The organism is Bradyrhizobium sp. CIR18, assembly GCF_014198295.1.
Lineage (GTDB): Bacteria > Pseudomonadota > Alphaproteobacteria > Rhizobiales > Xanthobacteraceae > Bradyrhizobium.
Map to the genome: position 1 here is coordinate 723,837 of NZ_JACIHF010000001.1, position 12,941 is coordinate 736,777.

Genomic DNA, 12,941 nt, shown 5'->3' on the forward strand with positions numbered 1-12,941 from the left:
AGTCCAGATCCGTCTCATTTCATCTTCATTCCTGAGTGATCCGGCATTTTCTTCATGTCCATATGACCTGAATGCCCGGCATCGCCAGGCGCCTGCGCGCCGACGCCCTGGACGTCGAGGGACACCGCGACCTTGCCGGCCTTCTCGAATTGCAGCGTCACCGGCACCTTGTCGCCCTGCTTGAACGCGCCCTTCAGCTCCTGGAGCATCAAATGATTGCCGCCGGGCGCGAGCTTCACCGTCTTGCCGGCATCGACCACCAGCCCCTTGTCGAGCGGGCGCATCTTCATCACGCCATTGTCCATCGCCATCTCGTGGATCTCAGCCTTGCCCGCGATATCGGCGGACACGCTGACCAGTCTGTCGGCCGCCGTGCCCTTGTTCTCGATGGTCAGATAGCCGCCGGCGACCTTCGCGCCGCCCGGCGTCGCCCGGCTCCAGGCCTGCGAGACGACGAGATCGCCGGCCTTGACGTCGTCGGCGACGGCCGGTGCTGCAGAGATCGCGAGAGCGAACGCAGCGAGCAGCACGTTTTTCGAGATTGTCTTCATATCGGTATTCCCTTTGCAGACTGAACTTCAGTGTTTGGAGCGTTGTTGCGCTGACCATTTTTCGAGATCGGCAATCTCAGCCGAGCCTTCGATCGTCGTGACGGTCCCTTCCGGGGAGATGAGCATGGTCCTGGGGATGTCGCCCTGCCAAGCCGGATCGATCTCGAACCGCAAACGCTCGACAAAGCCGTCGTTGAAGATGAAATTTTCGGTCGACGACAGACCCGCCTTGTCGAGCATCGATTGCGTGGCAGCCGGCAGGTTCGGCACGAGATCGGCGCTGACAGTGACGACGTCGACGTCAGGATGATCCTTGGCAAACTGGCCGAGCAGCGGCAGCTCGACCTTGCAGGGGCCACAGGTCACGCCCCAGAAATGCACGAGCACGGGGCGGCCGGCGTGCCCCCTAAGGACGCTTTGCCAAGTGCCGCGTTCGAATGGCTTCAAAGCGGGAGATGCGGCAAGCGCAGCCACTGAAGCGATCAGAACGACAAGACCCGCAATGCCTACAAATCGAAATCTCATGGTTGGTCCTCGATAGCCCTGAGCCGATAGCCATCCGCCTTCGTCATCCACGACAGGTAGGTCTGCTTGCCGTTGGAGACCAGCAAAGGATGGTCGGACGTGTCGGTCGTGCTCGATATCGTCTTCGGCGGCGACCACGTCTCGCCATCGTCGCGGGAGATCGTCATCTGGACGGAGGTCTTCTCGCCGTCGAACTCCTTCCAGACCATCACCGTTCCCGGCGCGCCCGCGAGCACGAAGGGGCGAGTCGGATTGCGATCCGGCCGCCCCAACGCCATCGGCGAAGAGAACGTGCGGCCTTCGTCGCGCGAGTGGGCGTAGTACAGTCCCTTCCGCGCCTTTCCGTTGGTGTACCAGGCGACGTGATAGGTGCCGTTCGGCGCAACGGTGAGGCTCGGCCCATGGTGTGGGCAGGCATTGATCTGCCAGTCGTCGTTGCTGACCCGGCGGACTTCGCCTGGCGTCGCGACGTCGGTGAAGGTCATCACCGCGTGGTCGCGCACGCCGCCCTCAAAAATGTTCCTGAAGATTGCGACCGGCCGCCCGGACGCAGCGAATGCCAGCCCCAACCGGCAGCATTCGCAGGTGCCCTCACGCGCCAGCTTCGCGTCTGCGTAGGTGGTGCCGCCGTCGCTGGACGACGTGAAGAACAGCCCGGCCCCCTCGTATTTCTGTCCCGCTTCCTTCGCAAAAATGCGATTGCGCTTGTCCAGCCACGCCGCAAATACTGTTCCATCCTGATCGAGCGCCAGCGCCTCGAAACGTTGGCTCTCGTTGCTGGCGGTGATCGGCTTCAGCTGCGCGAAACTTTTCCCGCCGTCGGCCGAGCGCGTGGTGAACACCTGACCGTTGAAGGCCTCGTCCCTGAAGGTCGAGAACGCGAGCGCGATGCCCCCCTTGCGGTCGACCACGATCTTCGGCCGCGCATCCGGCCCCCAATCGAGGTTCAGCCGCTTCGTCGTGACCTGAGTGGGCGTCGAGAAACTTCGGCCCTCGTCCTGCGAACTTGCGACCGAGACCTGCCCTCCCGCCATCCAGACCAGCCACAGCGTCCCGTCCGGACCGAAGGCGGGCGTCGCCTTGGTCGCACAGCGCAGCGTCGGCTCCTCGCACGCAGCTTCGGACGCGTGCTTGCCGTGCATCTGCCCCAGCGCCGCACCTTGCAGGCATGCGAGAGCGGCTATCGCGAGCAAGCCAGTTCGGATCATGGCCCTATTCCCTTCGAGAGCCCGGATCATTTGAAGGCCACCTTCATACCTGCAACGAACAGGCGTGGCGAGCCCGCATAGATCGACCCCGGTGCCGTGCTTGCGAGCGTGTTCCCTGGAATTTGCAGGCCGGCCGCCGTCACGGTGTTTGCGATGTTGTTTGCCGACGCAACATAGGTGCGATCGAATACGTTCCTGACTTCGAGGAAGAGATTAAGCGACCTGAAGGTGTCGGACATCAGGTCGGTCTTGTAGTGGACGTTCACGTTGACCAGCTCGTAGCCCGGCGCCTTCAGCAGATTCGCGTTGTCCATGTAGAAAGAGTCCTTCCACTGGACCTCGACGAAGCCACCGAGACCTGCCAGCGGGCCGGCGAACTCGTCGTAGCCAATTCGAGCCGTCAGCTCGTTGGGCGAGATACCGGGAATTTTGTTGCCCGCACGGTTGAAGCTGAAGACGGCGCCATTGGTGATGTTCTCGACATATTCGGTGTAGACCTCGTCGAGATAGGTGTACGCCGCCATGAACCGCCAGCCCGGATAGAACTTCCAGTCGGCGGCAAGCTCGATGCCCCGATGCTCCGATCGCGGCGCGTTGAACGAGTAGTTTACACCCGCGACCGACGTCGCCTGGTTGACGATCTCGTTACGGAAAAACTCGTAAAAGCCGGTCGCGCTGAGCTTGAACGCGCTGTTCGGCGTCCAATCGAAACCGAGATCGTAGCCAAGATTCTTCTGGGCCTGGAGCTGGGTATTGTTGCCCGGCAATCCCGTCTGAGCGACGAAAAGATTTGAGACCTGCGGTGTGCCATACCCCGTGGCAACGCGTGCCCGGAACAGCCATTCGTTGTTGAGGTTGTAGAGCAACGCCAACTCTGGCGCAGTATTTTGAAACTGCCGGTCCGCGGTCGTCGGCGTCGTCGTGGTGATGCCGGTGGGACCAGCATATGAATAGGCCGTGTTGGTGCCCTTGAGCAAGGTCGTCTCCCAACCGATGCCCGCAACGGCCGTTAGCGACGATGTGAGCTTGAGCTCTTCCCTGGCACGAACACCATAATTGGTCGTCTCGCTGTACAGATTGCTCGACAGCCTGCCGAGCGTCGCGTTGCCTCCCGGCATCACGTTTCGCGTATCGCTCGATGCCGTCAGGGTGTTGTAGAAGGCGCCGAAGAACGCGGTGGACTCCAGGCCGAGAATCTCTCCGCGCTTGGTGAGATCACTCATGTAGTTGTAGGACGGGAAGTCGCCGATCGAGCTGGTGGAGCCAGTTGGCTGACTGATGTTCCGGTCGTCGAACACGAACTGGTTGCGCCAGGTCGTATTGTTGTCGAAATCGTGCTCCCACCGGCCCCCGACGATGGTGCGGCGGTCGTTGCGGCCGAGCCCGGCCTGTACGGCCGTCTCCGTATCGGTCCCGGCGGTCGCGTTGAAGCCATTGTTGAACAGCCTGACCGTACCGCATCCGGGCGCCGCCGTGGCACCGGTCGCACAGCCCTGCTGGAAGGGATTGGTGTAGAATTGGTTCAGCGACTGTCGAAGCGGCAGCCGCGCGCTGAGATCGTTGTTGATGATCTTGACCGTGAAGCGGTCGTCCGGCGTCGCCTTGAGCGTGCCGAGGAAGTTGACGGTCTGCGTATTGAACCAACTATTGCCGATATAGCCGTCGCCTCTTGTGTCGCTCGCAAACAGAGAACCCTCGAAATTCCCGACCTTCTTGCCGGCCTCAAGGTAATTGTTGAGGTAGCCATAGCTGCCGCCGTCGACGCCGTATTCGACGCCGTCGATCGTGCCGCCCGGCCGTGTGCGGAAATTGAGCGCGCCGCCGGTCGCATAATTGCCGTAGAGCGCCGATGAGGGGCCGCGGATCACGTCGATCGCGCCATAGGCATGGGGATCGATCAGGTCGCTACGCGACAGTCCGTCCGGCTGCGTGACGGGGAAACCGTCGTCGAAGATCACGAGATTGCGGATGCCGAAACCGTTTCGGGCATTGGATCCGCGAATCGAGATACCAAAATCGCGCGGACCATTACCCTGCTTGATCGAAATGCCCGGACTGTCCCGCAAGACGTCGCTGACCGAAAACGAGGGCCGGTTGTCGAACTGGCTGCGATCGATGGTCGTCGCGGTCTGACCGGCCGGCGCCTGATTGAGACCGGCCCGCACTGCGCCGGCGGACATTGTGTTGTTCTGCCCCTGGGCGCCATCGGTCGCGTTCGGCGCGACCGGCCTCGCTGCCCGTGTCGCCGAAGCGGAGCGCTGCCGCGTTGACCGGGTGATTGGCTTGGGACGGGACGTCTTGGGCGCCTCGACCGTCACCGCGGGAATCGCTTCCGAGGCAGCTTGGGCGAGCGCGTCTGAACCGATCGGGGACACCAGTCCGAAAAGCACAGGCAAGCCCGCGCGCCCCATCGCACGAATGCGTAACATCTCTTGAATTCCTGACATCCGGTACCTCGACCGGTCCATTGAGCACGCCCATCGGCACAGCAACGGCGCGCGCCAATGGTTCGGTTTGTCGCTACGTCAGGAAAATTGAGGTGGGGCGCGGGCCTGGGCGCTCGAACCCCTGGGAGCGGCGATGGCGGACGCATCCGCCGGCTGCCACACCACGCGCGCGGCATGGCGGAAGGGAATCGAGAGTGCCGCGTGCGTCGGCGAATCGAGCGACGCGCCCGCCTGGGCCAGGCAACACAGGGCGCACGCGCCCGCATGCGCGGTCGGGGTCCCCGTCCGATCGTCGAGGCCGCCCTGCTCGCTCACGCTGTGGCAGATGACGGCGGCAGACAGCGGATCGGCGATGGCTTGGCCCGTCGCCCAGCACGCGGCAATCGGCGCCAGCACCTGCATCACCAAGGCGAGCAGGACCAGGGGTAGGAATTTCTGTAACCGCGCGCGCATCCGCCGAACCGTTCGTTCGTCTGCTAACTAAACACCGCGCCGGGCCCAAGTCGAGATCAGTTCCGCCGCCTTCTTGGCCCAGCGCAAATTTGTCGGAAAACCATGGTCGGGCTACCCCATCATGGGCTCGGGGGCCGGCATTTGAGCCAGATCAAACGGCCCGACATCCACAGATTTCTTATATTTGTCATATACTTGCGGGGTCGGAAGCCCGATCATTTCGTCTATTGCTCGAATTTTGAACATTCGTTGCCGAAAATGATGACAAGTGAGAAAAGTTGATCTAGCATCCCCTTGCTCAGGCTGGCCGTGAGGTCGAAGTCTGGTGGTCCAAGTCTCGGGAGGAGCCCCTGGCGCGCAAAACGCAGCGTCGCCCCGTCAATCAAGAGCAAATCTTAGAATCGGGGATAATAGGGTCGACACAATTTTTGAGCGGGGCCAGGGCCCCGCTCTTTTTTTGTCCGCATGGCACTTTCGCCGATGAATATGCCCTCCAATCCAGTCGAACTCAGCTTTGAACTCGCGGCCTCGCGCTGCGCCGATCTCACGCCCCTCGTCTACCAGCGCCTGTTCGACGAGCATCCCGAAACGCAGGCGATGTTCCGCTCGGAGGGCTCCGACCTCGTGAAGGGATCGATGCTCGCGCTGACGATCGAGGCGATTCTCGATTTCGCCGGGATGCGTCATGGGCATTTCCGGCTGATCGCCTGCGAGGTTGCCTCACACGACGCCTATGGCACGTCGCCCCAGCTGTTCTCCGCCTTCTTCACCATTATCAGGGATACGCTGCGCGATCTGCTCGGCGATGAATGGTCGATCGAGATCGCGCAAGCCTGGGACACATTGCTCGTCGACATCGACGCACTCGCCGGCACGACGGCCTGACGCTTTGCGCTGCACCAACGCGGCGTGCTGCGATGGCGCGTGTGATTGCAGATTGAGTGGCATCAACTCTTGTGAGACACTTTCGACATCGGTTGCGCAATCAATGACGCGCCGACGATAAAATTTATGGGAGCGAGCGATGTCCGGGACGAAAGATTTCTCGACGACGAGGCGCGATCTTCTTCAGGCGGCTGCGACCGCCGGCGCCGGAGCTGCCCTCCTCGGCAGCATGGGCATAAACCCCGCATTGGCCGCCGAGGTCGGGCGAAGCGAGAAGCCGTTGAAGGCGGCGTTCTCCAATGCGGGCCTGCAGGCTACATGGTGCGCGCAAGGAAAGCAGGCCGCCGAATTCTGGGGCAAGCTGTTCAACGTCGAGGTCACCTGGTTCGACGGCCAGCTCGACGCCGTGAAGCAGCGCGCGGCCATCGACAACATGGCCTCGCAGAAATGGGACTTCGTCGCGATCCAGGCCTTCGGTATCGGCACCCTCACCCAGCCCGTGCAGAAGATGATCGACGCCGGCACGCCCGTGATCGACATGGACACGCTGATTGCGCCGCTCGACCAGATCAACGTCCACTCCTTCCTCGCTCCCGACAACGAGTTCATGGGCGCCTCGGTGACCCAGGCGCTGTGCAACGCGATGGGCGGCAAGGGCAAGATCATCATGACGCAGGGCGCGCTCGGCCACACCGGCGCGCAAGGGCGCGCAAAGGGCTTCACCAACACGGTGAAGCAATTCCCGGGGATCGAGGTGCTCGACACCCAGCCGGCCGACTGGGACGTCTCCAAGACCGCGCGCCTCTGGGAAACATATCTGACCAAGTATCCGCAGATCGACGCGGCGTTCTTCCACAATGACGACATGGCGCTCGCCGCCGCCAACATCATGAAGGCACGCGGCCGCACCAACATCCTGATCGGCGGCGTCGATGCCATGCCGCCGGCGATTCAGGCGGTGAGCGAAGGACGCATGTTCGCGACCGTCCGCAATCCGTCCTGCCGCATCCATGGCGGCGCCATCATCGCGGGCGTCTCCGCCGTGGTCGGCGGCGAGAAGAGCGGACAGGGCATTCCCAAGAACGTCGTCACCGACGGCCCGGTCGTGACCAAGGCCAATGCCGCCGGGATGCAGTGGATGCAGGATCACTTCCTGATCTGAGCTTTCATGCCCGAGGTGCGTTCGCCCATCCTTGAACTGCAGGGCATCACGAAGAGCTTCGGCGGCGTCGAAGCGCTTCGTGGTGTCGACTTCGCGCTCCATCCCGGCGAGATCCACGGTCTCGTCGGCGAGAACGGCGCGGGAAAAAGCACGCTGATGAAGATCATCGCCGGCGTGCACACCGAATTCTCCGGCCGCTTCCTGATCGATGGGAAGGAGACGCATTTCCGCTCGGCGCGCGATGCGCATGCGGCCGGCATTGCCATGGTGCACCAGGAGCTCAGTGTCGCGCCTGATCTGACGGTCGCCGAGAACGTTTTCCTCGGCAACCAGCCAACCAACGCCCTTGGCCTCGTGCAATGGCGGCGGATGGCGCGCGAGGCCGGCGAGCAGCTCGCCCGCTTCGGCATCGACGTCGATCCGATGAGCAGGCTGGGTGATTTGCCCATCGGGCTGCAGCAGCTGATCGAGATCGCGCGCGTGCTGTTCTCCGGCGCCCGCATCGTGATCCTGGACGAGCCGACCTCCGCCCTCTCCCCGCCCGAGGTCGAGCGGTTGTTCGCGACGCTGCGGCGGCTGCGTGAAGAAGGCACCAGCATCGTCTTCATTTCGCATTTCATCGAAGACATCCTGCGCGTGTCCGACACGGTGACCGTGTTCCGCAACGGGCGGAAAGTCGCGGAGACGGCCAGCGCCGCCACCAGCAAGGGCGCGCTGATCGAGGCCATGATCGGCCGCGGCGGCGAAGCGCTCGAGCACAGCTACACCGACGACCTGCTGTTGCCGCAACCGAGCGACAGCGCGGTGGTTCTGAAGGTCGACCAGCTGACGCTCGCCCGCAGCCTGAAGGACATCTCCTTCGAGGCGCGCGCTGGCGAGGTGCTGGGCATCTACGGCTTCATGGGCTGCGGCCAGCAGGAGCTGTCGCGCATCCTGTTCGGCAAGCTGAAGCCTGATAGCGGCGCGCTTCTCGTCGAGGGTCAGCCAAGAACCTTTGCCAGCACAGCGGCGGCGCGGCGCGCCGGCGTGGCTCTGGTGCCCGAGAGTCGCCGCGACATGTTGTTTCACCAGGAGCCGGTCTACAAGAACATCTCGATCAGCATTCTCGACCGCATCTCGTCTTTGCTGCTCAAGCCGGCGCAGGAGCGCGATATCGCGAAGCGTCAGGTCGAGCAATTGCAGATCCGGCCCCCGGTGGTCGGCCTCGATCTCGGCATGCTCTCCGGCGGCAACCAGCAGAAGGTGGCGCTGGCAAAATGGCTGACCTATCCGCCCAAGCTCCTGGTGCTGTGCGAGCCAACCCGCGGCATGGATGTCGGCGCCAAGAACGACGTCATCAACATCGTTCGCGACCTCCGCGCCAAGGGGCTTGCGATCATCGTGCTGTCGACCGAGCCGGAAACGGTGCTGTCGCTGGCCGACCGCATCCTCGTGCTCAAGCGCGGCGCACTGGTGCGGGAATTCAGGAACGAGCCGGTCAGCAAGGACCGCCTGCTGGAAGCGGCGTGACGGAGAAGCACAATGGCGAGCAGTGAGACGGCTTTGGCGGCGGGGCAGCGGGCGCGCGGGCTGGCGCCCTTCCTGCGCTCGCAGATGCGCAACATCGCCCCGTTCCTCACCCTGATCTTCCTGTCCGGCTTCTTCGCCTTTGCCAGCCCCTCCTTCGCGACGCTCGACAATCTCGGCAACATCCTCACGCAAGTGTCGGTCACCGGCATCATCGCCGTCGGCCTCACCTTCGTGATCCTGTGCGCCGAGATCGACCTCTCGATCGCCAGCATCGCCAATGTCACGGGCATCGCGGTCGCCTACTTCACGCTGCAGGAATCCTACGTCAACATCGCCAACATTCCCCTCCCCGGCGCGGTCGCCATCCTGCTATCGATCCTGCTCTGCGCCTTGCTCGGCCTCGTCAATGCGCTGGGGCTGACGGTGATCGGCATCCCCACTTTCATCATGACGCTGGCGATGATGCAGATCGCCGCCGGCATCTCGGCGCTGCTGGTGCGCGGCCAGATCGCCTACAAGGTGCCGAGCCTGATCACCACGCTCGGCTCCGGCTCGATCGGCGGCATCCCCTGGCTCGTCATCATCGCCGCGCTAATGCTGCTCGGCGGGCATCTGGTGCTGACCTACACGCGCTTCGGCCGCTACGTCTACATGGTCGGGGGCAATCGCGAGGCGGCCGAATATTCCGGCCTCAACGTCAAGCTCATCCTAGGCGCGGTGATGGTGATCTCGGCGGTGTGCTCGGGCATCGGCGGCATGCTCGGCGTCGCCCATTTCGGCAGCGCGCAGCAGAACGAGTTCGACACCTATCTGCTCGACTCCATCGCCGCCGTCGTGGTCGGCGGCACCAGCCTGTTCGGTGGCCGCGGCGGCATCGGCAACACCATCGTTGGGCTTTTCGTTCTCGGTGTTCTCAATAACGGCCTTGACCACGTCAACATCGACAGCTTCCTGAAGATCCTGATCCGCGGCCTGATCCTGCTGGCCGCACTGGTCATCAACGTCTATGCGCAGCGCTTGCGGGAAAAGGCGGCGGACTAGACAGTCCTCAAAACAAAAACTGCGAAAACAACCCCATGCACAGTAGAAACTGTGAGGAAGTTCAGCCGCTTATCGAAGCCGCAAGTGCGTGAGCCCACCGCACCGGGATTGACCCGTCGGGCAAAACAGAAGCAGAAGCAACAATGATCCCGTCATCCCTAAGGTGCGGAGCAGGCGATGCGAAGGCATCACATGCGGAGCCTCGAAGGATGAACGGCCGAGGTGCCAGCCGGGCCGTCGCCCTTCGAGGGCCGCCGAAGAAGCGGCCACCTCAGGGTGACGGTGATAGGGCAAGGCTCGCTGCACCGATCTCATCCGCCCGCCAACACCTCACCGCGTGTCCATCGGCTCGCGTCTCCAGCAGCGGCCCCGGCTCGTGCCGGCACACCGCCTCCGCATAACGGCAGCGCGGGCTGAAGGCGCAGCCGTTTGGGGGATTGAGCGGGTTGGGAAGGTCGCCGCCTGTGGTCGCCAGCGGGGCATGGTGTAACGGATCAGGAATCGCGGCGATCAGGGCTTGCGTATAGGGATGCGCCGGGCGCTCGAAGATCTCGCGCCAGTGGCCGTTCTCGACGATGCGGCCGAGATACATCACCGCGACGCGGTCGCTCATGTGCTCGACGACGCCGAGGTCGTGGCTGATCATGATGTAGGACAGGCCGAGCGTGTCCTTCAGTTCCAGCAGCAGATTGATGATCTGGGCGCGGATCGAGACGTCGAGTGCTGAGACCGGCTCGTCGCAGATGACGATTTTGGGGTTGAGGATCAGCGCGCGGGCAATGCCGATGCGCTGGCGCTGACCGCCCGAGAATTCATGCGGGTAGCGGCCCGACTGCTCGGGCCGCAAGCCGACATGCCGCAGCATGATTGCGACGCGATCCTCGATCTCGCTTTTCGCGGTGACGCCGTGCACCCGCAGGGGATCTTCCAGCGTGCGGCGAACGGTCTGACGGGGATTGAGCGAGGCGTAAGGGTCCTGAAACACCATCTGCACGGTGCGCGCCAACGCCTTCCGATCGCCGGATTGCCTGCTCCTCACGACCTGCCCGTCCAGCACGATGCGGCCGCGCGTCGGCGTCAGCAGGCCAAGGATCGACAACGCGACCGTCGACTTGCCGGAGCCGGACTCGCCGACGAGGCCGAGGCATTCGCCGCGCTTCAGCTTGAGATCGACGCCATCCACGGCACGCAGCATCCGCTTGCCGCGGCCCAGCAGGCCGCCGCCTAGCGGAAAGTGAACCGCGAGATCCTCGACGCTGAGGATGAGGTCATCGTCCGGCCTTCGCTCACCCAGCATGTTTTGCGGCTCATGCATGGTGATGACACCTGACCAGACCGCCCGCCGCCAGCAGATCCGTCTCCGGCGCGACTCTTCGGCAAATATCCGTCGCCTGCGCGCAGCGCGGATTGAACCGGCACCCCTCAGGGAAATGCGTGATCGCCGGGACGACGCCGGCGATCTCCTTGAGCCTGGTGCGGCCGAGCGCAGCGCGGCTGCCGAGCCGCGGCAGCGAGGCGACCAGGCCTTGCGTATAGGGGTGCGAGGGCGCTCGAAAAATATCGGCCGAGCCGCGCTCCTCGACGATCCGGCCGGCATACATCACGGCAACGCGGCGGCAGACGTTTGCGACCAGGCCGAGGTCGTGGCTGATCATCAGGATGGCCGTTCCACGCTCGGCGCACAAATTCCGCATCAGCTCGATGATCTCGGCCTGCACGGTCACGTCGAGCGCCGTGGTCGGCTCGTCGGCGATCAGGAGATCCGGACCGCAGGCGAGCGCAATCGCGATCATCACGCGCTGGCGCATGCCGCCGGAGAGCTGGTGCGGGTAATCGTTGACGCGGCGCTCAGGCGCGGGAACGCGGACGCTCGCCAGCGCCTCGACCGCCAGCCGGCTCGCTTCCCGCCAGCTCTTGCCCTTGTGGAGCACGAACATCTCGGCGATCTGCCGGCCCACGGGCGAGACCGGGTTCAGTGCCGTCATCGGCTCCTGGAAGATCATGGCAATGCGATTGCCGCGCAGCTCCCGCTGCCTGGCGGCGGAGAGGTGCTGGATCTCCTGTCCCTCGAACCGGATGACGCCGCCGCCGATCGAGAGCGGCGGCCGCAACAGCCCGATCAAGGCGAGCGCCGTGATGCTCTTGCCGCAGCCGGATTCACCGACGAGGCCGAACGTCTCGCCGCGCGAGATGCGGAACGAAATGCCCTCGGCCGCCGCGACGCGCCTCGATCCGTCGTCGAGATCGATGCGCAAATCCTCAACCTCGATCAGCGGCGCGCCGGTCATGTCCGCCGGCTCCGCGATTGGGGATCGAGAATGTCGCGCAGGCCATCGCCGAGCAGGTTGAGGCCAAGCACGGTCAGGAAGATGGCGAGGCCCGGAAATACCGAGAGCCACGGCGCCGTCGTGATCTGCTCGCGGGCCTCCGACAGCATGCTGCCCCAGCTGGGAAACGGCGGTCGGACGCCGAGGCCGAGGAACGACAATGCGGCTTCGGACAACACCGCGCTGCCCATGCCCAGCGTGCCGATGACGATGATGGGGCCCAGCATGTTCGGCAGCAGCTCCGTGATCATGATGCGCAGATCGCCGTAGCCCAGCACGGTCGCAGCCTGCACGTAGCCCTGGCTCCTCAGCGACAGCGCCGAGGCCCGCGCTATCCGGCACGTAAAGGACCAGTTGGTCAGCCCGAGTGCGATCAGCAGGCTGGTCAGGCCAGGTCCGAGCACCGCCATAATCGCCAGCGCGAAGATCAGCGAGGGGATCGCGAGCATGAGATTGGTCAGGGCGTTGACGACATCGTCCCACCAGCCGCCAAAATAGCCAGCGCTCAGCCCCAAGGCCACGCCGATGACGCTGTTGATGAGCTGCGAGATGATACCGACCGTCAGCGAGACCCGCGCGCCATACACGACGCGGGAATAGATGTCGCGGCCCTGGTCGTCGGTCCCGAACCACCAGGTCCAGCTCGGGGGCTCCTCCGCATTCATCAAATTGGCGTCCATGACGGGATCGGTGTGCGCCAGCCAGGGCGCGAGCAAACCGACCAGGATCGCCAGCGCGAACAACACCCCACCGATGACGAGATTGGCGCGGAGCTTCATTGCAAGCGCTCGACCGCGAAAAGGATAATCGTGTGTGGCTTTAGCGAGAACTCG

At 63.8% G+C, this 12,941-nt stretch carries 12 protein-coding genes; 4 read left to right on the plus strand and 8 right to left on the minus strand.

The genetic code is table 11. The annotated features are described in order from the left end of the window. Window positions 1-14 precede the first annotated feature (14 nt). The 5 genes from GGD65_RS03505 to GGD65_RS03525 all read right to left on the minus strand — a co-directional run bounded on the left by GGD65_RS03505 (window position 15) and on the right by GGD65_RS03525 (window position 5,184). Window positions 15-551, minus strand: a complete 537-nt coding sequence (locus GGD65_RS03505) for a copper chaperone PCu(A)C (RefSeq protein WP_183234409.1) — start codon at window positions 549-551, stop codon at window positions 15-17. A 27-nt stretch (window positions 552-578) separates the two neighbouring features. Beyond that, a complete protein-coding gene (locus GGD65_RS03510) occupies window positions 579-1,076 on the minus strand; it encodes a TlpA disulfide reductase family protein (RefSeq protein ID WP_183234410.1) in 498 nt (165 codons plus the stop codon). Next, entirely contained in the window at window positions 1,073-2,284 is a 1,212-nt protein-coding gene (locus GGD65_RS03515; RefSeq protein WP_183234411.1) for a sialidase family protein, read from the minus strand. The genes GGD65_RS03510 and GGD65_RS03515 overlap by 4 nt, the downstream gene beginning before the upstream one ends. 26 nt (window positions 2,285-2,310) lie before the next feature. Continuing rightward, window positions 2,311-4,464: a TonB-dependent receptor gene (locus GGD65_RS03520; protein ID WP_183234938.1), complete on the minus strand. Its 2,154-nt coding sequence runs from the start codon at window positions 4,462-4,464 to the stop codon at window positions 2,311-2,313. A 345-nt stretch (window positions 4,465-4,809) separates the two neighbouring features. Continuing rightward, window positions 4,810-5,184 (minus strand): DUF2946 family protein, encoded by a 375-nt coding sequence (locus GGD65_RS03525; RefSeq protein WP_183234412.1) that lies wholly within the window; start codon window positions 5,182-5,184, stop codon window positions 4,810-4,812. A 480-nt stretch (window positions 5,185-5,664) separates the two neighbouring features. Here GGD65_RS03525 and GGD65_RS03530 point away from each other — a divergent pair, with 480 nt between their 5' ends. The 4 genes from GGD65_RS03530 (at window position 5,665) to GGD65_RS03545 (ending at window position 9,781) form a co-directional block, all read left to right on the plus strand. Next, window positions 5,665-6,069 carry a globin gene (locus GGD65_RS03530; protein ID WP_183234413.1) on the plus strand — a complete coding sequence of 135 codons (405 nt, stop codon included), beginning with the start codon at window positions 5,665-5,667 and terminating at the stop codon, window positions 6,067-6,069. A gap of 139 nt (window positions 6,070-6,208) precedes the next feature. Next, window positions 6,209-7,231 (plus strand): sugar ABC transporter substrate-binding protein, encoded by a 1,023-nt coding sequence (locus tag GGD65_RS03535; protein WP_018320172.1) that lies wholly within the window; start codon window positions 6,209-6,211, stop codon window positions 7,229-7,231. Between the two features lie 6 nt (window positions 7,232-7,237). Further along, window positions 7,238-8,740, plus strand: coding sequence for a sugar ABC transporter ATP-binding protein (locus GGD65_RS03540; RefSeq protein ID WP_183234414.1), 1,503 nt, complete (start codon window positions 7,238-7,240; stop codon window positions 8,738-8,740). 12 nt (window positions 8,741-8,752) lie between these two features. Further along, a complete protein-coding gene (locus tag GGD65_RS03545) occupies window positions 8,753-9,781 on the plus strand; it encodes an ABC transporter permease (RefSeq protein WP_183234415.1) in 1,029 nt (342 codons plus the stop codon). 271 nt (window positions 9,782-10,052) lie between these two features. Here GGD65_RS03545 and GGD65_RS03550 read toward each other — a convergent pair whose 3' ends face one another. The 3 genes from GGD65_RS03550 to GGD65_RS03560 are packed head-to-tail and all read right to left on the minus strand — an operon-like array spanning window position 10,053 to window position 12,887. Next, window positions 10,053-11,096: an ABC transporter ATP-binding protein gene (locus tag GGD65_RS03550; RefSeq protein WP_183234416.1), complete on the minus strand. Its 1,044-nt coding sequence runs from the start codon at window positions 11,094-11,096 to the stop codon at window positions 10,053-10,055. Beyond that, a complete protein-coding gene (locus tag GGD65_RS03555; protein WP_183234417.1) occupies window positions 11,089-12,069 on the minus strand; it encodes an ABC transporter ATP-binding protein in 981 nt (326 codons plus the stop codon). Before GGD65_RS03555 ends, GGD65_RS03550 begins: the two co-directional genes overlap by 8 nt. After that, the gene (locus GGD65_RS03560; protein ID WP_183234418.1) at window positions 12,066-12,887 is read right to left on the minus strand and encodes an ABC transporter permease; all 822 of its coding nucleotides are present in this window, start codon (window positions 12,885-12,887) and stop codon (window positions 12,066-12,068) included. The genes GGD65_RS03555 and GGD65_RS03560 overlap by 4 nt, the downstream gene beginning before the upstream one ends. Between the last annotated feature and the right edge of the window lie 54 nt (window positions 12,888-12,941).